Source organism: Escherichia sp. HH41S (assembly GCF_009820115.1).
In the GTDB taxonomy this organism is placed as follows: domain Bacteria; phylum Pseudomonadota; class Gammaproteobacteria; order Enterobacterales; family Enterobacteriaceae; genus Escherichia; species Escherichia coli_F.
This window is the reverse complement of record NZ_VNXE01000095.1, coordinates 199306-224829: the sequence shown is the minus strand read 5'-3', so window position 1 is coordinate 224829 and position 25524 is coordinate 199306. Positions and strand designations below refer to the sequence as shown.

25 protein-coding genes and 1 tRNA gene are annotated in these 25524 nt (G+C 52.9%); 5 read left to right on the top strand and 21 right to left on the bottom strand.

Annotated features, from left to right (window positions below; all coding sequences use genetic code 11):
* Nucleotides 1–15 precede the first annotated feature (15 nt).
* Together yejM and FQZ95_RS18865 are read left to right on the top strand one after the other, a co-directional pair.
* On the top strand, nt 16–1776 hold the full coding sequence (yejM, locus tag FQZ95_RS18870) for an LPS biosynthesis-modulating metalloenzyme YejM (protein WP_000256203.1): 1761 nt from the start codon (nt 16–18) through the stop codon (nt 1774–1776).
* 74 nt (nt 1777–1850) lie between these two features.
* Nucleotides 1851–1927: transfer RNA gene (locus FQZ95_RS18865), tRNA-Pro, on the top strand.
* 101 nt (nt 1928–2028) lie between these two features.
* Here the strand turns inward: FQZ95_RS18865 and yejO are convergent.
* A complete protein-coding gene (gene yejO / locus FQZ95_RS18860; RefSeq protein ID WP_160530516.1) occupies nt 2029–4623 on the bottom strand; it encodes an autotransporter YejO in 2595 nt (864 codons plus the stop codon).
* A gap of 319 nt (nt 4624–4942) precedes the next feature.
* Between yejO and narP the strand changes: the two genes are divergently transcribed.
* Nucleotides 4943–5590 (top strand): nitrate/nitrite response regulator protein NarP, encoded by a 648-nt coding sequence (narP, locus tag FQZ95_RS18855; RefSeq protein ID WP_001113637.1) that lies wholly within the window; start codon nt 4943–4945, stop codon nt 5588–5590.
* Between the two features lie 212 nt (nt 5591–5802).
* Here the strand turns inward: narP and ccmH are convergent, their stop codons facing one another.
* The 15 genes from ccmH to napF are packed head-to-tail and all read right to left on the bottom strand — an operon-like array spanning nt 5803 to nt 17942.
* Entirely contained in the window at nt 5803–6855 is a 1053-nt protein-coding gene (gene ccmH, locus FQZ95_RS18850; protein ID WP_032184637.1) for a cytochrome c-type biogenesis thiol:disulfide oxidoreductase CcmH, read from the bottom strand.
* Complete coding sequence (gene dsbE, locus FQZ95_RS18845) at nt 6852–7409, bottom strand: thiol:disulfide interchange protein DsbE (RefSeq protein ID WP_000824445.1); 558 nt, start codon at nt 7407–7409, stop codon at nt 6852–6854. Before dsbE ends, ccmH begins: the two co-directional genes overlap by 4 nt.
* The gene (ccmF, locus tag FQZ95_RS18840) at nt 7406–9349 is read right to left on the bottom strand and encodes a cytochrome c-type biogenesis heme lyase CcmF (protein WP_000982446.1); all 1944 of its coding nucleotides are present in this window, start codon (nt 9347–9349) and stop codon (nt 7406–7408) included. Before ccmF ends, dsbE begins: the two co-directional genes overlap by 4 nt.
* On the bottom strand, nt 9346–9825 hold the full coding sequence (gene ccmE, locus FQZ95_RS18835) for a cytochrome c maturation protein CcmE (RefSeq protein ID WP_001026418.1): 480 nt from the start codon (nt 9823–9825) through the stop codon (nt 9346–9348). The genes ccmF and ccmE overlap by 4 nt, the downstream gene beginning before the upstream one ends.
* Nucleotides 9822–10031, bottom strand: coding sequence for a heme exporter protein CcmD (gene ccmD / locus FQZ95_RS18830; protein WP_032184639.1), 210 nt, complete (start codon nt 10029–10031; stop codon nt 9822–9824). The genes ccmE and ccmD overlap by 4 nt, the downstream gene beginning before the upstream one ends.
* Nucleotides 10028–10765: a heme exporter protein CcmC gene (gene ccmC, locus FQZ95_RS18825; RefSeq protein ID WP_001295447.1), complete on the bottom strand. Its 738-nt coding sequence runs from the start codon at nt 10763–10765 to the stop codon at nt 10028–10030. The genes ccmD and ccmC overlap by 4 nt, the downstream gene beginning before the upstream one ends.
* Before the next feature lie 41 nt (nt 10766–10806).
* Entirely contained in the window at nt 10807–11469 is a 663-nt protein-coding gene (gene ccmB / locus FQZ95_RS18820; protein WP_000971730.1) for a heme exporter protein CcmB, read from the bottom strand.
* A complete protein-coding gene (ccmA, locus tag FQZ95_RS18815; protein WP_000525586.1) occupies nt 11466–12089 on the bottom strand; it encodes a cytochrome c biogenesis heme-transporting ATPase CcmA in 624 nt (207 codons plus the stop codon). Before ccmA ends, ccmB begins: the two co-directional genes overlap by 4 nt.
* A 12-nt stretch (nt 12090–12101) precedes the next feature.
* The gene (gene napC / locus FQZ95_RS18810; protein ID WP_000528376.1) at nt 12102–12704 is read right to left on the bottom strand and encodes a cytochrome c-type protein NapC; all 603 of its coding nucleotides are present in this window, start codon (nt 12702–12704) and stop codon (nt 12102–12104) included.
* Between the two features lie 9 nt (nt 12705–12713).
* The gene (gene napB, locus FQZ95_RS18805; RefSeq protein WP_000835174.1) at nt 12714–13163 is read right to left on the bottom strand and encodes a nitrate reductase cytochrome c-type subunit; all 450 of its coding nucleotides are present in this window, start codon (nt 13161–13163) and stop codon (nt 12714–12716) included.
* Complete coding sequence (gene napH, locus FQZ95_RS18800; RefSeq protein WP_000013499.1) at nt 13160–14023, bottom strand: quinol dehydrogenase ferredoxin subunit NapH; 864 nt, start codon at nt 14021–14023, stop codon at nt 13160–13162. The genes napB and napH overlap by 4 nt, the downstream gene beginning before the upstream one ends.
* On the bottom strand, nt 14010–14705 hold the full coding sequence (gene napG / locus FQZ95_RS18795; RefSeq protein ID WP_000091291.1) for a ferredoxin-type protein NapG: 696 nt from the start codon (nt 14703–14705) through the stop codon (nt 14010–14012). Before napG ends, napH begins: the two co-directional genes overlap by 14 nt.
* Nucleotides 14706–14711: 6 nt before the next feature.
* The gene (gene napA / locus FQZ95_RS18790; protein ID WP_160530515.1) at nt 14712–17198 is read right to left on the bottom strand and encodes a periplasmic nitrate reductase subunit alpha; all 2487 of its coding nucleotides are present in this window, start codon (nt 17196–17198) and stop codon (nt 14712–14714) included.
* The gene (napD, locus tag FQZ95_RS18785) at nt 17195–17458 is read right to left on the bottom strand and encodes a chaperone NapD (RefSeq protein WP_000557378.1); all 264 of its coding nucleotides are present in this window, start codon (nt 17456–17458) and stop codon (nt 17195–17197) included. The genes napA and napD overlap by 4 nt, the downstream gene beginning before the upstream one ends.
* Nucleotides 17448–17942, bottom strand: coding sequence for a ferredoxin-type protein NapF (gene napF, locus FQZ95_RS18780; RefSeq protein WP_160530514.1), 495 nt, complete (start codon nt 17940–17942; stop codon nt 17448–17450). Before napF ends, napD begins: the two co-directional genes overlap by 11 nt.
* A gap of 108 nt (nt 17943–18050) precedes the next feature.
* Between napF and FQZ95_RS18775 the strand changes: the two genes are divergently transcribed.
* Both FQZ95_RS18775 and eco read left to right on the top strand, forming a co-directional pair.
* Nucleotides 18051–18215 carry a hypothetical protein gene (locus FQZ95_RS18775; RefSeq protein ID WP_160530513.1) on the top strand — a complete coding sequence of 55 codons (165 nt, stop codon included), beginning with the start codon at nt 18051–18053 and terminating at the stop codon, nt 18213–18215.
* Between the two features lie 133 nt (nt 18216–18348).
* On the top strand, nt 18349–18837 hold the full coding sequence (gene eco, locus FQZ95_RS18770; RefSeq protein WP_000849212.1) for a serine protease inhibitor ecotin: 489 nt from the start codon (nt 18349–18351) through the stop codon (nt 18835–18837).
* A 149-nt stretch (nt 18838–18986) separates the two neighbouring features.
* On the opposite strand, the gene mqo is transcribed toward eco, so the two are convergent.
* The 5 genes from mqo to apbE form a co-directional block, all read right to left on the bottom strand.
* On the bottom strand, nt 18987–20633 hold the full coding sequence (mqo, locus tag FQZ95_RS18765) for a malate dehydrogenase (quinone) (protein WP_032184642.1): 1647 nt from the start codon (nt 20631–20633) through the stop codon (nt 18987–18989).
* Nucleotides 20634–20850: 217 nt separating this feature from the next.
* Complete coding sequence (gene yojI, locus FQZ95_RS18760) at nt 20851–22494, bottom strand: microcin J25 efflux ABC transporter YojI (protein WP_088541292.1); 1644 nt, start codon at nt 22492–22494, stop codon at nt 20851–20853.
* Between the two features lie 75 nt (nt 22495–22569).
* A complete protein-coding gene (gene alkB, locus FQZ95_RS18755; RefSeq protein WP_160530512.1) occupies nt 22570–23220 on the bottom strand; it encodes a DNA oxidative demethylase AlkB in 651 nt (216 codons plus the stop codon).
* The gene (ada, locus tag FQZ95_RS18750; protein WP_032303392.1) at nt 23220–24284 is read right to left on the bottom strand and encodes a bifunctional DNA-binding transcriptional regulator/O6-methylguanine-DNA methyltransferase Ada; all 1065 of its coding nucleotides are present in this window, start codon (nt 24282–24284) and stop codon (nt 23220–23222) included. Before ada ends, alkB begins: the two co-directional genes overlap by 1 nt.
* A 73-nt stretch (nt 24285–24357) precedes the next feature.
* On the bottom strand, nt 24358–25413 hold the full coding sequence (apbE, locus tag FQZ95_RS18745) for an FAD:protein FMN transferase ApbE (RefSeq protein WP_105287781.1): 1056 nt from the start codon (nt 25411–25413) through the stop codon (nt 24358–24360).
* Between the last annotated feature and the right edge of the window lie 111 nt (nt 25414–25524).

The window sequence follows — 25524 nt, the reverse complement described above, 5'->3', positions numbered from 1 at the left end:
AACAGATAACAGGTTATGGTAACTCATCGTCAGCGCTACCGTGAAAAAGTCTCCCAGATGGTCAGTTGGGGGCACTGGTTTGCACTGTTCAATATTCTGCTTTCGCTCGTCATTGGCAGCCGTTACCTGTTTATCGCCGACTGGCCGACAACGCTTGCTGGTCGCATTTATTCCTACGTAAGCATTATCGGCCATTTCAGCTTCCTGGTGTTCGCCACCTACTTGCTGATCCTCTTCCCGCTGACTTTTATCGTCGGCTCCCAGAGGCTGATGAGGTTTTTGTCCGTCATTTTAGCAACGGCGGGAATGACGCTATTACTGATCGATAGCGAAGTCTTTACTCGTTTCCATCTCCATCTTAATCCCATCGTCTGGCAGTTGGTTATCAACCCAGACGAAAATGAGATGGCGCGCGACTGGCAGCTGATGTTCATTAGCGTGCCGGTTATTTTATTGCTTGAACTGGTGTTTGCGACGTGGAGCTGGCAAAAGCTACGCAGCCTGACGCGTCGTCGGCGCTTCGCGCGCCCGCTGGCCGCATTCTTATTTATCGCTTTTATTGCCTCGCATGTGGTGTATATCTGGGCCGATGCCAACTTCTATCGCCCGATCACCATGCAGCGCGCTAACCTGCCGCTTTCGTACCCGATGACGGCGCGACGTTTTCTTGAGAAGCATGGTCTGCTTGATGCGCAGGAGTATCAACGCCGTCTTATTGAGCAAGGCAATCCAGACGCCGTTTCCGTTCAGTATCCGTTAAGCGAGCTGCGCTATCGCGATATGGGCACCGGGCAGAATGTGCTGTTGATCACTGTCGATGGCCTGAATTACTCACGCTTCGAGAAACAGATGCCTGCACTGGCAGGTTTTGCTGAGCAAAATATTTCGTTCACACGTCATATGAGTTCCGGCAACACCACAGACAACGGCATCTTTGGCCTGTTCTATGGCATCTCGCCAAGCTATATGGACGGCATTCTTTCGACCCGTACGCCTGCGGCGTTAATTACTGCGCTTAATCAGCAAGGCTATCAGCTGGGGTTATTCTCGTCAGATGGCTTTACCAGCCCGCTGTATCGCCAGGCATTGTTGTCAGATTTCTCGATGCCGAGCGTACGTACCCAATCCGACGAGCAGACCGCCACGCAGTGGATCAACTGGCTGGGCCGCTACGCACAAGAAGATAACCGCTGGTTCTCGTGGGTCTCTTTCAATGGCACTAACATTGACGACAGCAATCAGCAGGCATTTGCACGGAAATATAGCCGGGCGGCAGGCAATGTCGATGACCAGATCAACCGCGTGCTCAATGCACTGCGTGATTCTGGCAAACTGGACAATACGGTGGTGATTATCACTGCCGGCCGGGGTATTCCGCTGAGCGAAGAGGAAGAAACCTTTGACTGGTCCCACGGTCATCTGCAGGTACCATTAGTGATTCACTGGCCAGGCACGCCGGCGCAGCGTATTAATGCGCTGACTGATCATACCGATCTGATGACGACGCTGATGCAACGCCTGCTACATGTCAGCACACCTGCCAGCGAATATTCGCAAGGTCAGGATTTGTTCAACCCTCAACGCCGTCATTACTGGGTTACCGCCGCGGATAACGATACGCTGGCAATTACCACCCCGAAAAAGACGCTGGTGCTGAACAATAACGGTAAATACCGTACTTACAACTTACGTGGTGAAAGAGTGAAAGATGAAAAACCACAGTTAAGTTTGTTATTACAAGTACTGACAGACGAGAAGCGTTTTATCGCTAACTGATTAATTATAAATCAGTTAGCAAAATATCTTACTTGCAATCGGTGTGGAAAACGGTAGTATTAGCAGCCACGAGTCGGCACGTAGCGCAGCCTGGTAGCGCACCGTCATGGGGTGTCGGGGGTCGGAGGTTCAAATCCTCTCGTGCCGACCAAAAATCCCAAGAAAACCAACCTATTGCGGTTGGTTTTTTTATATCTGCGATTAATTTGATAAACAGACCGCGACACATTACGGCCTGTTTATTTTCTGTTATCAGAACGTCCAGACCACACCCGCCTGGGTATTCCACGGTGATTCTACCCCCGCGCCATTGCCATAGCTGACTGACAAATGACCGCTTAACGTCGGGGTAAACGATGACCTTATCCCAGCCTGATAAACGCCACGGGTTCCAGCCACGTCATTATTAAATTTGCCGTCGTCATTAACTTTCACCTGGTTAGAATCGGCGTATTCCTGACGCACGGCGGCTTTCAGCCAGGGTTCCAGCGTCGTACCGTTTTGCAGGTCCATGTGATAGCTTACCGCCGTTCCCGCTTCAGCGCGTAATATGCGGGTATTTCCCACATCCGCGCGCATACCATTTGATAACGTATAGTCCTGACCATCAGTGGTAAAGCCGGTAAAGGACAGATAAGGCCTTACATTCCACAGCCCCTCCCCCCAACGGAACCCGCTCTCGACATGAGCACCCGCGCCGTTACTATTGTAATCGCCAAACGCTGTTGCCCCATTACTCATCTTGCCATGGATGGTGTTGGCAAAACGGTCAACTTTCACCACCCCGTCAACATAGGCACCGTTTTGATGCTCCCAACCGGCATAAGCACCCAGAGTATAGCTATCGATATTACCTTTACCGCCGCGATCAAAACCAATATCAGAATGAGAGTAACCAAAGAATAAGCCACGAATTGTGCTGCTTTCTTCACGGGAGAAACGGCTATCGATACCGAGCGTCAGCCCCGTCAATGTTTGCTCAAAGCCAGCTCCCGCATCAGTGGTTACGTTGTTGCGGGTGTTAATTGCCGAACTCCACATCGCCGTATCGTAATTAACGCCTTTTACGCTACCAAGACGCTCACGCACGGTGTCCAGTTCTGCATCAAATACCAGCGGTTGCGCTGCCGCCATATTCAGCACATCAGTGGTTGAAGGGGTAATTTGCGCGCGATTCTCTGCCAGACTCCAGCTATGGTTGCCATTATCCAGCAAGGTATATTCATACGTACCGATATCAACAACGCCTCCGGCATTGCCCAAGGTAAATGCAGCATCACCGCCGCCCGTTGTTACCAGTGTAAGGCTATCACCTGCTGCCGGGCTGGCCCCCGTGTCCGTCACAAATATTTTGAAATCACCTGTTGCCTGACCGGTCACGTTGAGCTGATCGCTCTGATGATTAGCCATATCGGTACGCATATAAAAATTGCCGTTTCCCGATAGGGTATTGGTGGTCAACGTAGTGAAATTTTCCGCACTTGCCGTCACAGATGAACGAGTCACTGGCTCAGCCATCATAACGACAGTTCCGTCTGACATCACCAGGTTTGCTAAATTGAGACGGGTGTTTTGGTTTATATTATTGATATCGGCAATAATAGCCCAAAAACTCTCTTCGATAGAAACATCTGCTTTACTGGTATCCACTGCGCCATGCGTTCTTAAAGATGCACCATCAGAAACCACCAAGTCACCTAAAAATGTAGCCGGTGTATAAAAATTTAATTCTAGCGCCATTGCATCAATAATGCCCTCATTTCCTCTGACTGTTACGTTAACCATTGTGCCAGTCCAGACATTAGCGCGACCATTATCGATAACCATATTTTCAGATATGGCATTTGAGGAATATTTTATGCTTCCATTCTGCACTGACCGACCAAGATCATAAACTGCATGTGCCTGCACTCTCGTACCAGTATCTCTTCCCAACGATTGCATGGTTGCATGCTCATCAAGGATAGTGTCAATTGCCTGAGTGCCCTCCATAACAATTAGCCCGGAACCATCATCCAGTTCATAATTTTTAGACACGCCATCTTTTATGCTAAATTGGCCTTTACTGTTTGTACCACTCACTTCCAGCGCATTCGTTGAAACAATTAATTTTCCGCCTGCTTTTTTGTCAACGCCAGTTGCAGTCCCGCCATCCATAACCTCCAGTAAACCACCACTATCCACAGTGGTATTATAAGCGAAGTCATTCTCTTCAACCCGCAAACTTCCGCCGTTTTCCAACAGCATATTGTTAGCAACCCCATCTTTGATATCAAACTGACCGAGACGGTTTGTTCCGAATACCTCCATGGCCCGCGTGGTTGTTTTAATCGCACCGCCTGCTTTTTGATCTACCGCAAATGCCAATCCGCCATCTTTAACCTCCAGTAGTCCTCCCTTTTCGATAACGGCGAAGATGGCAATGCCATCTTTTTCAATAATTAAGCGCCCGCCTTTAATGGTAGTATCATTCGCTGCGCCATAAACCTGTAGCACACCATTATTGAGGGTAGTCTGGTTTGCCGCGCCACCCATTTGAACAATTTGATAACCGTCATTTAATACTGAGTATTCTGCGGTGCCATTCATTTCAATGTACTGATACCCTCCGTTAATTTCAGTATTATTACTTACACCAAATTCTTTTATATGCTGTTCTCCGCCAGGATTGATTTTCGTATTATTGGCGGTCCCATAAACCAGCTGGATATCTTTTTCCAGGACAACACCATCAACTGTCTCACCATACTCAACAGTTGATGCCAATGCTATGGGTGAATATAACGCTGTAGCCACCAGAACAGATATTGCGGAACGACAAAGAGAAACAGAACCAGATTGATGCATTGAGCTTTCATCCTATGAAATTAATTGCTGTCAAAAGCATTGGGTACTGAAAATACCCATAGCTCCATACCCGGAGTCAGTTTTTAAAAACTGTTTAAAGAAATGCACATGTATTGTGATTGATTTTTTAGTTGTTTTTCTTGATGGGAAGTTGATGCAAAATTCCATATTTATAATGAAAATGATGCGAGGGTGAACTACTGAGCTGTACTTTTCACTACATGTCCATACATAAAATGGGGTAACATTCACGCGCCTGGTAGCGTTTCCAACGCTACGCTCAAACATAATGATTCTAATAAAACCTCAGGAGACTACTATGCCTGAAGCAACGCCTTTTCAGGTGATGATTGTGGATGATCATCCACTTATGCGACGCGGTGTTCGTCAGTTACTGGAGCTTGATCCTGGCTTTGAAGTGGTCGCCGAAGCGGGCGACGGCGCGAGTGCTATCGATCTGGCGAATAGACTGGATATCGACGTGATCTTGCTGGATCTCAATATGAAAGGTATGAGTGGCCTGGATACCCTCAATGCCTTGCGCAGGGATGGCGTTACCGCGCAAATTATTATCCTGACCGTATCAGATGCCTCCAGCGATGTGTTTGCGCTGATAGACGCAGGCGCAGACGGTTATCTGTTGAAAGACAGCGATCCGGAAGTGTTGTTGGAAGCGATTCGTGCCGGAGCGAAAGGCAGCAAAGTCTTTAGCGAACGCGTCAATCAGTACTTACGTGAACGTGAAATGTTTGGCGCGGAAGAAGACCCCTTCAGCGTGCTGACAGAACGCGAGCTGGATGTTCTGCACGAGCTGGCACAGGGACTGTCAAATAAACAGATTGCCTCTGTGTTGAATATTTCCGAGCAGACGGTAAAAGTCCATATCCGTAATCTGCTGCGTAAACTCAATGTCCGCTCACGCGTGGCGGCCACTATTCTGTTCCTGCAACAACGTGGGGCGCAATAAAAAAAAAGCCCGATGGATTTACCCTCGGGCTGATATTGATGACAAACGCAAAACTGCCTGATGCGCTACGCTTATCAGGCCTACGCGGATCGAGCAATGTATTGAGTTCGCACGATTTTGTAGGCTGAATAAGGCGTTTACGCCGCATCTGGCATAAACAAAGCGCACTTTGCCATCAGTCTGGCCCGATGGCATCACCATCGGGCTTGTTCTTATTTACTCTCCTGTGGTGATAAGTGTTGCATCGCCTGCGCGATACTGCGTTCAATCACCGCACGGCGAGTATCGTTGGCAGGTAAGAGTTTCAACATCATCTCCCACGCGGCAACGGCTTCGCCAAATCGCTGCTGCTCAAAGGCATTAAACGCATACATGCTTAACACACGGATATTGCTATGGTCCGTTCTCACCAACTGGCGTAGCAGTTCGCCGCCGAGGCGGTTGTCGTTGGGATCAGATGAACGTGTCAACGCTTCAGCGTATCCCAGTGCAGCATCGCTGTTCTTCGGATCGAGGCGATACGCAGTGGCGTATGCATCGGTGGCAATACTGGCGTTACCCAGCGCCATGCCAACGCGGCCCAACATAATCCAGCCTTCTATATCTCCCGGATTTTTTTGCAGTTGAGTACGCATCCCCAGCGCAAGGCGGGACATCTCTTCTTCGTTGAGCGGCTCAGCTTTCGGATCCAGCGCCCTGTCCAATAACGCCGGCGCCTGTGCCGTGGCCTGCTGCCAAATTTTCACCTGCTGATAATTGCCGGTCTGGTAGTAGCTGACGCCAGCCACAATTAACGCCACCACAATACCCGGCAGATAAACAACATATCCGGCACGCTTACCTTCCGGCACGCTTTGTTCAGGAAACGCTTCCGGCACCACGCGTACCCGACGCCGCGAGCGGGCGTAAATGACCCAACCGCCAATGCCAATAGCCACCACCGGTAGCACCCACAGCAGAACGGTCAGCGGCGTTAACGGCGGGTCGTAAGTGACGAAGTTGCCGTAACGCGCCACCATATAATCGACAATCTCTTTCTTACTTTTACCTTCCTGCATCAGTTCATACACTTTCTGGCGCAGGTCGGTGGCAATCATCGAGTTGGAATCGGCAATGCTGTTGTTCTGGCATTTCGGGCAGCGCAGTTCTTCAGTAAGCTGACGAAACTGTTGTTCCTGTGCTTCATCTTTAAACTGCAACACGTCGATGGTCGCCAGCGCTGAGCCGGAGATCATCAGCATCAGCACGCCCAATAAAAACCTCATTGTGCGGCCTCCTTACTGTATTTCTCCCACAGCGGCTTGATCTCTTCTTGCCAGACGCGGGGATTGAGATCGCCCGCATGGCGATAGCGAATGATGCCGTTGCCGTCGATGAGGAACGTTTCTGGCGCGCCATAGACACCGAGATCCAGCCCTAACATGCCGTCGCCATCAAACAGGCTTAGTGCGTAAGGATTGCCCAGCTCTTTCAGCCAGCTGATTGCCTTCTGGCGATCGTCTTTATAGTTCATGCCGACCACGCGGATGCCCTGCGCAGAAAGCTGATTCAGATATTGATGTTCCGCACGGCAGGTCGGACACCAGGTCGCCCAGACGTTAAGCAGCACTGGTTTGCCCTGAGTCAGCACATCCGCCTGATAAAACTGCCCCGGGTTGTCCAGTGATTCGAGGCGAAACTTCGGCACAGGCTTGCCAATGAGCGCCGATTCCAGATTGGTCGGATCATCCCCTTCGGCATTACGTGCCAGCTGCCACAGCAGCGCCGCGGCAATCGCCAGGAAGATAATCAAAGGAATTAACAATACTTTGCGCTTCATACAGCCTCCGGCGCAGTTTTCTGCGGGTTCACGCGCTTACGATAGCGAGGATCAAACAGGCACAGCAGCCCGCCCAATGCCATCATCAGCCCGCCCGCCCAAATCCAGCGAACAAACGGTTTGTAGTAAAGACGCACGGCCCACGCGCCGTTTTCCAGCTCTTCACCGAGCGCGGCGTACAGATCACGCGTGATGCCGCCGTCAATCGCCGCTTCGGTCATCATCGACCCTGCAGTGTTGTAATAACGTTTTTCCGCATACAACACCGTTTCCGGCTTGCCATCGCGCGTTACGCCGATAGTCGCCACACCGCCGCGCCAGTTCGGGCCAGTCACCTCTTTGACATCACGGAAGGTGAAGCGATATTCATGAATATCGACGCTATCGCCGGACTTCATGCGCACATCACGCTCAACGCTATAGTTCTGGCTAAAGGCAATACCAACAATTGTCACTGCCAGCCCCAGGTGAGCCGCCACCATGCCCCAATAACTGAAGGTGGTTTTCGTGCCGCGTGAAATACGCAGCGCAGCTTCCGCAATTGCCAGCACCGCAATCCAGCAGGCCATTGCCAGGCCGAGCACCGTCATCGCCACAACTTTGCTTTCGAACAGCCACGGCAACAGCAGAGACAGCACCAGCGTAGAGATGAAGGCGATAATCAATAAATTGCGGATCTTACGTGGGCGATCGCGCCCCCAGCGCACCAGTGGACCGACACCCAGCAGTAGCGCAAACGGCACCATCAGCCAGGTAAACATAGTGTTGAAGAACGGTTCGCCAATCGAAATGCTGCCCAGTCCCAGTTGCTTGTGCACCAGCGGCAGCAGCGTCCCCAGCAACACCACCAGCATTGCGGCGACCAGCAAAACGTTGTTCGCTAACAGCAGAGATTCCCGCGACCACAGCGCATTGTTTACGCGTGAGCGAACTTTGTGTCCACGCGCGGCAAACAGCAGCAGCGAACCGCCAATCACCAGCACCATAAAAGCGAGGATAAACATACCGCGCGCCGGATCAGACGCAAACGCGTGTACCGATACCAGCACGCCGGAACGCACAAGGAAAGTCCCCAGCAGACACAGCGAGAAGGCACTGATTGCCAGCAGTAATGTCCACGCTTTGAAGCTGGCACGCTGTTCAGTGACCGCCAGCGAGTGCATCAGCGCAGTACCCACCAACCACGGCATAAATGAGGCGTTTTCTACCGGATCCCAGAACCACCAGCCGCCCCAGCCGAGTTCGTAATAGGCCCATGCGGAACCGAGCACAATGCCGAGCGTCAGGAAGATCCACGCTGCCAGCGTCCACGGGCGGGTAAAACGCGCATAGGTGCTGTCCAGACGCCCACTCAACAAAGAAGCAATGGCGAAAGCAAACGCCACCGAGAAACCGACGTACCCCATATAGAGCAGGGGCGGGTGGAAGATCAGCCCCGGATCCTGCAACAGCGGGTTAAGATCGCGCCCTTCAATCGGGAAGTTCGGCAACGTGCGTGAGAACGGGTTAGAGGTAAAGAGAATGAACAGCAAAAAGCCGACACTGACCATCCCCATTATCGCCAGTACACGGGCCACAATATCCAGCGGAATACGCTGACTAAAAATCGCCACCGCAAAGGTCCAGCCGCTCATCAGCAGCACCCACAGCAGTAGCGAGCCTTCATGCGCACCCCAGGTTGCCGCCACGCGATACCACACCGGAAGCTGGGTATTGGAGTTGCTGGCAACATAGGTGACAGTAAAGTCATTCACCACGAAAGCATTGACCAGCACCAAAAATGCGCCAGCCACAGACATAAATAGCAGCCAGGCAAACAAGCGCGAAGAAGCCATCATGCGCGCATCCCCGCGCGCCACGCCCCATAGCGGATACACGGACAGCAACAGCGCAATTCCTAGCGCCAGGCATAGCAGTCCGTTACCAATTTCTGGCATCATGATGCTGGGTCCTTATAAACACTCGCCGGGCGACGGTGATTAGCTTCCATCGCTTTCTCGACTTCTGGCGGCGTGTAGTTTTCATCGTGTTTCGCCAGTACTTCTTTCGCGAGGATATGATTGCCTTTTTCCAGTTCGCCCTGCACCACAACGCCCTGCCCTTCTCGGAACAGATCCGGCAAAATGCCTTCGTAAGAGACATCTACTGAACCTTCAGCGTCGTAAATGGTGAACGTTACTTTCAGCGAATTGGGATCGCGCTGTACGCTACCCGGCATTACCATCCCGCCAACGCGCAGACGCTGACCGACTTCCGGCATCTGTTGAGTTTCACGCTTGCCGTAGAGAATTTCCCCCGGCGTATAAAAAAGATCGATATTCGAGCGCAGCGCATATAGCACCAGACCGATAGTCAGCGCCAGCCCCGCCAGCACGGCACAGGCAATCCACAAGCGGTTTTTACGGCGAATATTCATGCAGCCTCCTGCTGTTGCGCAGCACGTAAACGCGCCTCACGCGCCCGCTGTTGCGCCACGCCACGCAGAATTGCGCGATGCTGCATCACCGAATGCACGACCAAAGCCACCAGCGGAATAACGGTCATCACCACCGCCAGCCAGACAAAAAAGGCGTAACCGCCCATTGCGAAAAATTCATTCCAGGAAGCAAATGCAGGGGTCATTTACGGCCTCTTTTCAGTATCAGTTCACTCACCCACGGACGGCGTTTTTCCATCAGCAAAATCAAATTACGCATCCGCATCAGCGTCAGCGTGGCAGACAGCAGCAGGAAACCAAAAATCGACCAGCGCAGCGGCGAACGCATCGCCGGATCGATACTTTGCTGCATCCGCGTTGATCCCTGATGCAGGGTGTTCCACCACTCCACGGAGTAATGAATAATCGGCAGATTCACCACGCCAATCAGCACCAGGATACCTGCCGCACGGCCCGCCAGACGACGGTCGTCGAAGGCGTGCCACAGGGCAATCACACCCACATACAAAAACAGCAGCACCAGTTCAGAAGTCAGGCGTGCATCCCATACCCACCAGGTGCCCCACATCGGTTTTCCCCATGCAGAGCCGGTAACCAGGGCAATAAAGGTAAACACGGCACCAATGGGGGCCATCGCCGCCACCGCCAGGTTGGCCATTTTCATCTGCCAGACAAGGCCAATAAACGCCGCCACCGCCATTGATGCATAAATGCCCATAGACCAGATCGCCGCAGGCACATGCAGGTAGATAATGCGATAGCTATTTCCCTGCTGATAATCAGCCGGAGCAAAGCCGAATCCCCAGATCCAGCCGACGGTAAGCACGACCACACTGGCAATTGCCAGCCACGGTATAAACCAGCCACAGATTTGATACAGCCGTGGTGGGATCGCCAGTTGATGCAGTGTTTTCCACATAGTTTCGATACCAGACTCGAACAAAAATCAGTAATCCAGCGTTATTGAATGCTGATTCGTAACGCTGCCGCCGTCGCAAAAGGACTTAATGTCGCGGTGCCTGCCAGCAACGCGCCTAAAATTGCCAGATACCCGTCAACGGGCAAATGCATCGAAGCCGCGTCCATCGCGGCGGTGGCAAAGATGAGCAATGGGATAGTCAGCGGTAACACCAGTATGCTGAGCAGCACACCACCGCGTTTAAGTCCCACTGTCAGCGCCACGCCCGGTGCACCGAGAAAACCAAGCGTTGGGGTTCCCAGCAGCAGCGTCAGCGCCATCACTTGCCAGCCATAAACATCCATTCCCAGTAGCATTGCTACCAGAGGCGAAAGGATGAGTAACGGCAGACCTGTTACCATCCAGTGCGCCATCACCTTCGCCAGCACAACGGCGGGCAAGGGTAACGGCAACAACATCAATTGTTCAAGACTGCCGTCCTGCAAATCGTCACGGAACAGTCGTTCCAGTGCCAGCAAGGATGAAAGCAGCGCGGCAACCCAGATAATGCCCGGCGCAATACGCGCCAGCAGTTGCGGCTCCGGACCGATACTGAGCGGAAAAAGGGTAATTACAATCAGGAAGAACCACAGCGGGTTGGCGATTTCGGCGCTATGGCGAAACGCTACGCGCAGCTCAAGACGGAAAATGCGCCAGAACATCATGCGGCCCCCGTTTGCGTCAGTGAAATGCGGCGAATTTTACTTTCAGCAACGTTGAGCGGCTGGTGGGTAGTCAGAATCACAATCCCCCCCTGCTCCGTATGCTGCGCCATACGCTGGGTCAGACGATCGACGCCGTTAACGTCAATCGCGGTAAAAGGCTCGTCGAGTATCCATAACGTGGCACGGGTCAGCCACAGACGCGCTAAAGCGACGCGGCGTTGTTGCCCGGCAGAAAGTTGATTTACAGGAATATCTTCGAATCCGGCAAGCCCGGCCTGCGCCAGGGCTTCCAGACATTGTGCGGTATCGCCATCGCGATGATAAAAGTGCAGATTTTCTAACGCCGTCAGCCGGGTTTTGATCCCCGGCTGATGGCCTATCCATAACAGGTTTTGATGGTAGCTGTCGCGTACCTGATGCAAGGGCTGCCCTTGCCAGAGAACCTCGCCTGCGTCAGGGCGAGACAACCCCGTCAGCAAACGGAGAAGCGTTGTCTTCCCCGCGCCGTTGCTACCGGTGATTTGTACCCACTCGCCTGCGTTCAGCGTAAATGACAAGCCACTAAATAAGGTTCGTTCATCCCGCTCGCAAAGTAACTCTCTGGCTTCAAGCATACCCACGCAATAACCCTGTTAAAAACCTGGCTCGACTTCGCGCATATCGGGCAGCTTGTGCGCTATCCCTTTATGGCAATCAATACAGGTTTGCCCATCTTTCACCGCCTGGTCGTGCATCTTAGCGGCAACTGATTTCTGGGCGGTTGTATCCATATACTCGAAGTTGTGACAGTTACGACACTCCTGCGAGTTATTGTCCTTCATGCGCCGCCACTCATTCTGTGCCATCGTCAGGCGATGAGCTTCAAATTTCTGCGGCGTGTCAATAACGCCAAAAATTTTACCATACAGCTCTTTACTTGCTTTGAGCTTGCGTATCATCTTCGGCACAAACTCGTGCGGAACGTGACAATCCGGACAGGTCGCACGGACGCCGCTACGGTTGTTGTAGTGCACAGAATCCATGTATTCCTGATACACCGTGTTACGCATTTCGTGGCAGCTAATGCAGAACTCTTCGGTATTGGCTTTTTCCATCCCGGTGTTAAAGCCGCCCCAGAAAACGATGCCGCCGACAAAACCGATCAACAGCAGCGTCCCTAGCGCCAGACGGCTGGGGGTACGCCACCATTTCCACAGGCGCTTAATCAGACCAGGCTTACGGTCAGAATTTCCCATAATAACCTCTTATTTCCCGTAACCTTTTGATGGGGTAAAGGTATTCCCCACGATTGGCGCGGTATCGGCCTGCGGTACATGACATTGCAGACAGAAATAACGACGCGGAGCCACTTCTGCGCCCACTTTGCCGTCGCTGTCCATAAAGTGAGTAGGACTAATGCGCGGCGCGCCAGTGGTGCGATAGCTTTCGACACCGTGGCACTGCAAGCAGCGGTTGGTATTGGTCGTTACCTGATAACCTTCAACGCTATGCGGGATCATTGGCGGCTGATTCACATAGTTCAGCGGCATCCGATCCTGCTCTTTTGGCATCCGAATGGCCCCTTCCTGCGTCCCGGATACTTCCGGCGACTGGCTAAAATCGACGCCATTAGCCGCCCAAACCGCGCCGCTTACCACCAGGGCCAGCATCGCCGTCCATTGACACAGCGCTTTCTTCAGGTCATGGCTTTTCATGATTTCGCTCCCGAACTCCATCGTGTAGTTATTGTAAATACATCCTCAGAACAGACATCCACGCAGCGACCGCACGTCATGCAATCGCGGCTGGTGACCTGCACCGGGCTTTGTTCATCCAGCACCGGGGCACGTAGCACATGCGGTTCCGGGCAAACATGAAAACAATCCATACAGCGGTTACATTTCTGCCGATCGGTGGCCGCAACGGTAATCACACCTTTACTACCCAGCACGCCATACAGTGCACCAACCGGACAAATGTGCCCGCACCAGCCGTGTTCAACGACCAGTAGATCAAATAAAAACAGCGCGAGAATAAGCAGCGCGCCGCTGCCGAAGCCCATTACCAGGCTACGCCCCATCAGGGAAACGGGGTTGATCCATTCCCAGATGAGCGTGCCAGTTAAGGCCGATCCCACCAGAATGATCACCAACAGCACGTAGCGAATGTGGCGAGGGATCGTCGCAGACTGATTGAGGTCAAATCGTCTGCGTAACCAATTTGCTAAGTCGGTAATCGGGTTCAGCGGGCAGACCCAGCTGCAAAATAATCGCTTTCCTGCCAGGGCGTAGAGCACGGTGATAATCACCGCACCAGTCAGCGCTACCGTGGCAGGCAGATGACCGCTGGCAAGACTTTGCAGCGTCATCAGCGGATCGGTCAGTGGAACGGTGTCGAATAACAGGCTACTGCTGTAGTTGCCGTGCAAGATCCACACACCAAACCACGGACCGCTCAAAAACATCCCCAGCACGAAGAACTGACAAAGGCGACGTAACACCAGCCAACGGTGACTGCGCCACCAGCCTTTTTTCTCCAGCGCCTCGCGCCCGGCGTCACGTTTACGATTTGCCATTGTTCCCCTCCAGCCAGCCGAAGCGGTAATGGTGACCTAACTCCCCTTTCGCCAGTGACAGCGGTAACACCTTGATTGCCGGTTGTTCCAGCACGCATACTTTTTCGCACTTACCGCAGCCGGTACAGGCGTCGCTGTGAACCGTTGGCAGAAAACGGGCGTGCTTACCGGTACGTGTGTTGCGCTCCAGTTCCAGGGTGATGGCCTCATCAATTTTCGGGCATTCGCGATAACAAACATCGCAGCGCAGCCCCTGAAAGTTGAGACAGTTTTCCTGGTCCACCAGTACCGCCAGCCCCATCCGCGCGTCGTCGATCGATTCGATCTCTCGATCCAGCGCACCGCTCGGGCACACTTTGGCGCACGGAATGTCCTCACACATTTCGCAAGGAATATCCCGTGCGACAAAATATGGCGTGCCCGCCGACAGGCCAGAAGCCAGCGTCGCCAGTTTTAAGGTGTCGTAAGGGCAAGCCTGAACACACTGACCGCAACGCACACAGGCACTGGCAAAGGCGTTCTCGTTTATGGCTCCGGGCGGGCGCAACCGCACACCAGATGCGCGTGCGGTTTGCTGTTGTAACCCCAGCGCCACACCCACGGCAGCCAGCCCGCCAGCTGTGCGAACGACATCGCGCAGAAAGCGGCGGCGACCATTTTGAGGTTTCGCTGACCGGGACATAATGGCTTATACCTTCTCCAGTTTGACCGCGCACTTCTTGAAGTCCGTCTCTTTCGAGAGCGGATCGGTCGCATCCAGCGTCAGTTTGTTAACCAGCTGTGCGGCGTCGAAGAACGGCATATACACCAGGCCCTGCGGCGGGCGGTTACGACCGCGCGTTTCAACAATCGAGATGACTTCGCCACGGCGAGAAACCACTTTCACTTTGTCGCCACGACGCAGATCGCGCGCTTTCGCATCCAGCGGATGAATAAACAGGACCGCTTCCGGGAAGGCACGGTGCAGTTCCGGTACACGGCGAGTCATACTGCCGGTGTGCCAGTGCTCCAGGACACGCCCGGTAGAGAGCCACAGATCGTACTCTTCATCCGGTGCTTCCGCCGCCGGTTCGAACGGCAGTGCGAAGATCACCGCTTTGCCATCCGGTTTACCGTAGAACTTGTAGCCTTCACCCGCTTTCACGTACGGGTCGTTACCTTCGCTATAACGCCACTGCGTTTCTTTACCGTTAACCACCGGCCAGCGCAGACCGCGCGCTTTGTGGTAGTCATCGAACGGCGCGAGATCGTGACCGTGACCGCGACCAAACCATGCATACTCTTCGAACAGCCCTTTTTGCAGATAGAAGCCCAGCTCGCGGGATTCATCGTTCAACTGATCTTCTGCCAGTTCGGATACCGGGAATTTGCTCACTTCCGGGGTGGCATACAGAACCTCATACAGCGTTTTGCCACGCAGTTCCGGTTTCTTCGCCAGCAACTCTTCCGGCCACACTTCTTCAGTTTTGAAGCGGCGGGAGAACTGAACTAACTGCCAGAGATCCGATTTCGCTTCGCCCGGTGCCTGTACCTGCTGACGCCAGAATTGAGTACGGCGTTCGGCGTTACCGTAAGCACCCTCTTTTTCTACCCACATTGCGGTCGGCAGGATCAAGTCGGCTGCCAGCGCACTGACCGTCGGATACGGATCGGAAACGATGATAAAGTTGCGCGGATCGCGCCAGCCCGGCATACGCTCTTCATTAATGTTCGGCCCGGCTTGCATGTTGTTGGTACACATGGTCCAGTAAACATTCAGTTTGCCGTCTTTCAGCGCACGGTCCTGTGCCACCGCGTGCAGGCCGATTTTCGCCGGAATGGTGCCGCTCGGGATATTCCACTTCTTCTCGCAGATATCACGGTGTTTCTCATTGGTCACCACCATGTCCGCAGGCAGACGGTGAGCAAAGGTGCCCACTTCTCGCGCAGTACCACACGCGGAAGGCTGCCCGGTCAGGGAGAACGGACCGCAACCCGGCTGAGAAATTTTGCCGGTCAGCAGGTGCAGGTTGTAGACCAGGTTGTTGGCCCACACACCACGGGTATGCTGGTTGAAGCCCATCGTCCAGTAGGAGATGACTTTCTTGTTCGGATCGGCATACAGCTGCGCCAGTTGTTCTAACTGGTCTTTCGGCACGCCGGTCATTTCAGCGGTTTTTTCCAGCGTATACTCAGCAACGAAGGCTTTGTAATCGTCAAAGCTCATCGGTTCGGAAGCGTCAGAACCTGGATTCTTCGCTGCTTTTTCCAGCGGATGGGTCGGACGTAAACCGTAGCCGATGTCCGTCGCCCCTTTGCGCAGGTTAACGTGTTTGCTAAAGAAGTCCTGATTTATCGCGTTGTTTTGAATGATATAGTTGGCGATGTAGTTCAGGATCACCAGGTCAGACTGTGGCGTAAAGATGATGCCGTTATCCGCCAGCTCGAAGCTACGATGCTGGTAGGTAGAAAGCACCGCCACGGTGACGTTCTGGTTAGAGAGACGACGGTTGGTGATGCGCGACCAGAGAATCGGGTGCATCTCCGCCATGTTAGCGCCCCACAGCACAAACGCGTCAGCCTGTTCGATGTCGTCATAGCAGCCCATCGGCTCATCCATACCAAAGGTACGCATAAAGCCAACTACCGCCGACGCCATACAGTGACGCGCGTTCGGGTCGATGTTGTTCGAACGGAAGCCCGCTTTGAACAGCTTGGACGCGGCATAACCTTCCCAGATAGTCCACTGACCAGAACCGAACATACCGATCGATTCCGGCCCTTTTTCTTTCAGGGCAGTTTTGAATTTTTCTTCCATCACATCGAAGGCTTGATCCCAGGTGATTGGGGTGAACTCGCCTTCTTTGTCATATTTACCGTTTTTCATACGCAGAAGCGGCTGCGTCAAACGGTCTTTACCGTACATGATTTTGGGCAGGAAATAGCCCTTAATGCAGTTCAGACCACGGTTAACCGGTGCGTCCGGGTCGCCCTGACAGGCCACCACACGCCCCTGCTGCGTTCCGACCAGAACGCCACAACCAGTACCGCAGAAACGGCATGGTGCTTTATCCCATTTAATGGCTTCCTGCTGACCAACAACGGCGCGGGCAACGCCCGGCACGCTGAGACCGGCAGCCGCCGCAGCGGCCGCAACGGCGTTAGCTTTCATAAAGCTACGACGACTGAGTTTCATGGTGTTTCCTCACCTTGCTCTTCCTGCTGGTGATAAACCAGCGACACCGCCAGCACGCCCTCTACGTTGCGTACTGACTCAATGGTTTGGATCAGCGTTTCGCTGTCTTCTGCTTCCACCACCACAATCAACTGACCGCTCGGCGCGTCGCTGACAGCGACTTCACAGCCGGGAAAGGCGTTCAGTTGGGTGCTGATGTCTGAAATTCGTTCGCTTTTGGCCTGCACGACCAGGCTGCAAACTTGCCAGTTAGTGTGCATGGAGATACTCCGCAGTTATGGCTGATACCGGACAGCTGGCTGCACATGCACCACATCCGTTGCAAAGTTGGCTATTAAGTTGCGGCTGGTAGATCCCGGAGAGCGTCGGGCGAAAGATAATTGCCATTGGCTCACAGCTATCCTGACAGCGGCGGCATTCAACTGACTGATATGCCAGGCACGCGTCCTCAATGGTGAACTGCAAATCCCAGGCCCTGGTGTGGCGCGGAGAAAATAGCGATTCGGGGCAAGCTTGCGCGCAGGCATAACAGAAGCTGCACTCGTTATTTTTGAAATTAACGCTCGGATAGCCCCCCGCGCCGCGTTGCAGAATGTTGTTTTCACAAGCATTAATACAGGCGTCACAGCGGGTGCAATGGGTCAGAAAATGAGATTCATCACCGGACCAGGGCGGACGGATACCGTTACTGGCTTTGCGCCAGCGACCAGTGAGTATGCCCCGACGGGATGCATCAATCTTCACATTGACCTTCCATCATTAATACGCTCTGAAAATTGAGAGCGACCAAATAAACCGCATAATTAATAAGCCATTTTTATAGCCGCTAAGATATTAAAGGATGTGTCAAAGATGCATACCCCGATCGGGGTAAAACCTGTAGCAGGATCAAAAGAGTGGTGGGAAGCGTGGCAAAAACGGGCTTTTGCTCACATTTCAAATGGTTATAAATATATTTATATAGCGATTAATTCGCCAGAGATATTTCTCAAGGCTTTACCACTCCTCAGAATTTAACACTAAAAGAGAAGGTAAAATTGTCTGAATGTTCTTTTAGTTATTCATAAAGCAAATTAATAAATCTGATGAATATGTTAACCTTCAGCGACATCATCGGTGAAAACCTATAAATGACGAAGGGAATACAACAATGAAGACCATTCTACCTGCAGTATTGTTTGCCGCTTTCGCTACCACTTCCGCCTGGGCGGCAGAGAGCGTCCAGCCACTGGAAAAAATCGCGCCTTATCCGCAAGCTGAAAAAGGCATGAAGCGTCAGGTGATTCAGTTAACCCCGCAAGAAGATGAATCTACCCTGAAAGTAGAACTGTTAATCGGTCAGACGCTGGAAGTCGATTGCAATTTGCATCGTCTCGGCGGGAAGCTGGAAAGCAAAACGCTGGAAGGCTGGGGCTATGATTATTACGTCTTTGATAAAGTTAGCTCGCCGGTTTCCACGATGATGGCCTGCCCGGATGGCAAGAAAGAGAAGAAATTTGTCACCGCGTATCTGGGCGATGCTGGAATGCTGCGTTACAACAGCAAGCTGCCGATCGTGGTGTATACGCCAGACAATGTAGATGTGAAATACCGCATCTGGAAGGCGGAAGAGAAAATTGACAACGCGGTAGTCCGCTAAACTGCCGTGAAGTGTGGCACCCCGTAGGTCGGATAAGGCGGTCACGCCGCATCCGACATCTAACGCCCAAGCCGGTTGACTGATGCGACGCTGACGCGTCTTATCAGCATACGCCACATCCGGCATACCATGCCGGATGTGGCACATCATTACAACGCAATATCCGCGACTTCTTTTTGAACGGTTTGCGGCTTCAACTGCGGTTTTGGCGTACTGTCCGCCACCTGCGGCTTGTCGTATTTCAGCCCCAGCACTTCGCTGGTGTACTGCAACTCGCGTTCGGTTGCCGCCACATCACCATTCAGCTTGCGTCCATAAGACGGAACAATCGCTTTCAGCGTGGCCTGCCATTGTGGGCTTGAAACGCGATCGCCAAATACTTTTTCCAGCAGATTCAACATAATCGGCGCGGCGGTTGACGCCCCTGGCGATGCCCCCAACAACGCGGCAATGGTCCCTTGCTGGTCACTGACCACTTCGGTACCCAGACGCAGTACGCCACCTTTCTCGGCATCACGCTTGATAATCTGCACGCGCTGCCCCGCTTGCCACAAACGCCAGTCCTCTTTTTTCGCCTGCGGATAGTACTCTTTCAACGCTTCAAAACGATCCTCTTCACTCAACATCACCTGACTCACCAGATATTTCACCAGATCGAAATTATCCAGCCCAACGTGCATCATCGGCATCACGTTTGAGGTGGTGGTGGAACTCAGCAGATCCCACAATGAACCGTTTTTGAGGAATTTGGTTGAGAAGGTGGCAAATGGCCCAAACAGCACGACGCGTTTACCGTCCAGAACACGGGTATCGATATGCGGAACCGACATCGGTGGCGCGCCAACGGATGCTTTACCGTAAACCTTCGCCAGATGGTGATTAACCACGTCCGGGTTTTCCGAAACAAGGAACTGTCCGCCCACCGGGAAACCGGCGTAGTCTTTCGCCTCCGGAATCCCCGATTCCTGTAACAGTTTCAACGCCGCACCGCCCGCGCCGATAAAGACAAATTTGGCGCGGATGTTCTGTGCAGTGCCGTTTTTCAGATCGGCAACGGTGACGGTCCAGCTGTTATCGTCATTACGCTTTAGGGCGCGGACTTCGCTGCTGAGTTGCAGCGAGAAGTTAGATTTCTTCTGTAAGGAGGCGATCAACTGGCGGGTGATCTCGCCATAGTTCACATCAGTGCCAATTTCTGTGCGTGTTGCCGCTACTTTCTGTTGCGGATCGCGCCCTTCCATCACTAATGGTGCCCACTCCTTGATCTGCGCGTGATCTTCAGAGTAACGCATGCCACGAAACAGCGAGCTTTGTTGCAATGCGGCGTAACGGGCGCGCAGGAAATTGACGTTATCCTCGCCCCAGACAAAACTCATGTGCGGAACGGTATTGATAAATGAACGCGGAGTACGCAGTACACCGCGCTCGACCTGGTGCGCCCAGAACTGGCGGGAAATCTGAAATGCTTCGTTAATGGCGACTGCTTTTTCAATACTGATGCTGCCATCGGCGTTTTGCGGGGTGTAATTGAGTTCCATCAGTGCAGAATGCCCGGTTCCGGCGTTGTTCCAGCCGTTCGAACTCTCCTGCGCGACACCCTCCAGGCGCTCCACCATGGTCATCGACCATTCAGGCTCCAGCTCGCGTAAATAGGTCCCCAACGTGGCGCTCATAATGCCGCCGCCAATCAACAGTACATCAGTTTCCTGCTCCTCGGACGCTTTCGCTTTTGCCGTCATCGAAACGGCATTAAGCCCCACGGCCATCGAGAAGAGCATGGCAGTCACTTTTTTCATCTTGTTAATGCCTTACTTTTAGTCGCTTTATTGCAGGTGAGATTTGCGCGGCATCAACGGTAACACTTAAGTAACAACATTTAAATAATGTTTATAAATTATATTCCAATTTTAGAAACATTATAATTTCGTTGATTAATTATAGGGTTATTAGAAACGAAGGGTTTTTTAGAATATTGACCTGGCGGCAGCAGTCCGCCAGGTCAGCGTCGAAATATTACGCCGTCCGGGCAACGGCATCACGCGAAGCAGCATCGCGCTCTTCACCTGTCAGCTCGCTAAGTAGCCCGTTGCGCATTTCCAGCAGGCGGTCAGCGTGGATAAAGTAATGATCATCATGACTGATGGCGAAAATCGTTTTACCCATCTCCTGCATCAGCGGCAGCAGCACCTGATAAAACTCACGACGGAAGTGTGGGTCCTGATCCGCCGCCCATTCATCCAACAGGATAATATCGCGTTCTTCTGCCAGCGCCAGCAACAGCGCGACGCGTTTTTTCTGCCCTTTTGATAACTTCAGGTTAACAATACGCCCGTTGCTTAACTCAAGCTTATGAGCCATTTTCAGCTGCGCCAGCCACTTCTCAACCAGTTGCGGGTTAGCAGGTTTCCCCTCCGGCCCCAGCAGTTGATCAAACAACCAGACATCGGTAAACACTGCCGAAAACAGTTTGCGATAATCTTCCGGTTGTTCGCCGCTGACAGGTTTGCCATCCAGCAAAATTTCGCCACTTTGTGGTTGATACAAGCCCGTCAGCAACATCGCCAGTGTCGATTTCCCGCTACCGTTGCCGCCAATCAGAAACAGCAGTTCGCCACGTTTAATGGTGAGGTTAATCGGCCCAACGGAAAACGCGTTATCCTGATAAGCAAACGTAACATTGCGCAGCTCCAGCGTTTGCCAGTTGGGAAACGTCTGCGGACGCGGAAACTCTGCTTTGAAAGGCGCGAGTGCGAATTTATTCAGCTTGTTAAACGCCACCTGCGCCGTCAGCAGCGTCGGTAATGCGCCAACCGCCGAAAGCAGCGGCGTACGCAGGAATAACAGCGTTAGCGAATAGGTCGCGGCAACGTTGGTATCAGCCCAACCGAGACTGTTCGCCATCCAGAACACCAGGCCGATTGCGCCCAGCATCATGATGTTTGACCAGTTCACAGCACTAAGATGGAAGGTGTCTGCGCGGATGATATGATGGCGATACTCTTGCGCATCAGGAATGTAGAGGTTGTTAAACACATACTCGGCGCGTTCACGGTTAAGAGTCAGCTCTTTGCGCCCTTCGAGTACAGTTTGAAAATCCGTGTACAGCTTGTCTTCGGTTTCACGCAGGGTCGCCATATGTTTGTAAACCCGCGCCACCAGTACAAAACCGCCCCAGATGGTGACCGCCATCCAGATAGCCGTTACCAGCAACATCTTGCCCGACAGCATCCACAGATACGCCGCCGAACCGATAGTGAGAATGATCCCCTGCACCAGTTCTGGCAGACGAACAAACGCAATAGTGATATTGCGCACATCGCTGGTTAACCCCGCCAGCAACGAGGCGCTACCGAGTTGTTCGATACGCTCGACGTGAGTATCCAGAATCCGCTTGATAAATTCGCTACGCAGTCGGTAAACGAAATGATGCCCCAGAGTGGTGAGCGCCAGTTGCGAACCTAGCGTCACCGCCATTAACAGCAGCAATAAACCGAGAAACTCCGGCAACACCAGCAGACTGGTATCCGCCGTTTCGATAAGGCGCTGATTGATAAAAGCAATTAAGCCAATGCCTAATGCCGCACTGGCGAGGCTTAGCGCCATCACACTGATAAATGGCCAGCGATACTGCCGCCAGACAAGTACAAGAAGTTCCATGCAAAAAACCCGGACAATGAATTACAGCCCGCAGTTTAAACATCTCCGCGCGCACAGCAATAATAATTCTTATTTTTATTCTTTTTTACCTGCCTGACGGAATGTCAGGTTGTAGCGGCAGTCGGCGGTGAGTGGATGAAAGCCCGCTTTCAACGGTTGAATGCCGTGATAAAACAGCCGCGATTCACCGCCCCATACCACCACATCGCCATGTTCCAGCAATAAACGTTTGAGCGGATCATTTCGTTTCAGGCCACCAAATTGAAAAATCGCGGGTAAGCCCAGAGAAACAGAAACTATTGGCGCACGCAGATCCGGTTCGTCTTTATCCTGATGCAGCAACAGTTTCGCGCCAGGAGCGTAGCGGTTGATAAGACAAGCATCTGGCTGGAAATCTGGATAGCCCGCCGCCGTCGCCGCACGTTGACATAAATCATGAAAACTCTGCGGCATGGCGGGCCATGGTTTATTTGTTTGCGGATCAATGGGCGAATAGAGATAACCTTGCCGATTGGTCGTCCAGCCCAGATGCCCACAGTTGGTCATCGCCACCGACATGGTATAACCGCCTGGAGTGACCATCTGGCGAAACGGCGACTGGCTGGCAACGTCATTAATATCGCGGATTAGTTGCTCCGCAGCGTTAAAAGCAAAACGGTGCAAAATCACCGCACCAGCCGCCAGTGGCTCTTGCCACGGTTCAGCATCGGCAAACAGATCCAACATTACCTCTCCTCATTTTCAGCTTCACGGCGCAGCAGTTGCGCTTTGCGCGACACGCCCCAGCGGTAACCGGAAAGTGTGCCATCACCATGGACTACCCGATGACAGGGTATTACGATAGCGAGCTTGTTGGCTGCACAGGCGCTGGCAACGGCCCGTACCGCTTTCGGTTTGCCGATGGCGTTCGCCAGTTGCTGATAACTGACGGTTTCACCACAAGGTATCGTGCGCAGTGCCTGCCAGACTTGTTGCTGAAAAGCAGTGCCGCGAATGTCCAGCGGTAACGTCAGCGGCGTATCGCGTTGATTGAGACTGGCGATCACTTCACGCACATGTTGCTGAAACGTCAGATCGGCAGGCGCGTTGTCGGCAGCGGGAAACATCTGCTGCAACTCGCTGATTAGCGTCGCGTCATCATCGCCCAGCAATATCGCGCAAATCCCCCGCTCGCTTTCTGCCACCAGGCAACGGCCCAGCTCACAATCAGCCAGCGCGTAACGCACCGCCAGATTTTCGCCACCATGACGGAATTGTTTAGCCGTCATGCCCAGCGTTTCGTCAGCTTTGCGGTAGTAACTGCTGCTGTCGGGGAATCCGGCGTTAAGAATAGACGTCGTCACGCTCTCCCCTTTCGCCAGCGATTCACGCAAACGGCGAGCGCGCCAGGCCTGTTGCCAGGCTTTAGGCGTCATTCCGGTAGTCGCTTTAAACAACCGATGCAGATGGAACGGACTCATCGCCACCTGGTCGGCTAAGGCTTCCAGCGTTACAGGCGTTTCCTGTTCCAGCAGTCGGCAGGCGTGGGTAATTTTATCAAGGCGATGTTGCCGGGGATTGGCTTTGTCTGGCTGACAACGTTTGCAGGGGCGAAATCCGGCGGCGAGTGCCTCGCTGGCATTTGCGTAGAAGGAGACATTTTCCCGCAAGGCATGTCTGGCTCGGCAAGACGGACGGCAAAAAATACCCGTGGTGCGCACGGCGAAAACGAATTCGCCGTCGGCGTTCGGGTCGCGGGCTAAGACAGATTGCCAGCGTTGATCGTCAGTTAAGCATGTGGCGTTTTTCATAATCAGCTCCCTGGTTAAGGATAGCCTTTAGTCTGCCCGGTCACCATCACGCAAAAACCAACAATCTTGCGCTTTAATTTTTTTCGCTCACCAGGAAGCTTTTAAACTGTGGCGACATCCAGGTTTTAAAGCTATCGCCCTCTTTGGTGATCATATAAACCGCCAGCCCTTCCCGGCGAACAACCTCTTTGGCTTTCTCCGGCCCAAGCACCATTAAGCCAGTATCCCAGGCGTCGGCTTCCAGCGCCGTCGGGGCAATCACCGTCACGGATACCAGATTGTGTTCGATGGGACGCCCGGTTTGCGGATCGATAACATGGGAAAGACGTTTGCCGTCCAGTTCGTAATAGTTACGGTAGCTGCCAGAGGTGCTAATGCCATGACCGTTGATATCCACCACGGCCTGAACCGCGTTTTCTTTATCAGTTGGTTTTTGAATCGCTACCCGCCACGGCTGGCCTTCACCGTTCATACCACGGCTGTTCAGCGCGCCGCCCACCGACACCAGATAGCGGGAAATCCCTTCCTGCTCCATCAAGCGTGCCAGATGATCCGCCGCATAGCCTTCGCCGACGGTGGAGAGATCGACATATAATTCCGGCAGGTCTTTTTGCAGATATTGCTGATGCGACTGATTAATGACCGTCAGGTGCTGTAAGCCGGTTTTGGCTTTCATCGCATCAATTTGTTCCTGGCTCGGAATTTGAACCGGCTGTTGTTCCGGGCCAAAGCCCCACAGATTCACCAGCGGCCCGACGGTTATATCCATCGCACCATCGGTCCTTGCGCCAATGCGCAGCGAGGTAGTGACGATATCGGCCATCGCTTCACTTACCGGCCACGGCGATAAACTTTGCGAGTCGTTAAATCGCATCAGCGCGGAATCTTTTTTATAGGTCGAAAGCAGCTGATCGTCAGCGTCCAGCTGGGTCTGAATCTTTTCTTTAAGTTCGGCACTGCGTTTGGCGTCAATGCCCGGAATGCTGGCACGCCAGAAGGTACCCATGGTTTTGCCTTCGAGAACGGTAACTTCAATAGCGTGGGTTTTGGCGGGTTGTGGTTTTTGATCGCAACCAACAAAGAAGAGCGCGGCAGCCAGCAGTGCCACGCGGGTAAAGCTTATTTCCATACGTGATTATCCTCATGCGAACGGTCGCAAGAGTACACCAAAAAACTGTGTTTGTACGCTGAAAACAATGAAAAAAGGGCCCGCAGGCCCTTTGTTCGATATCAATCGAGA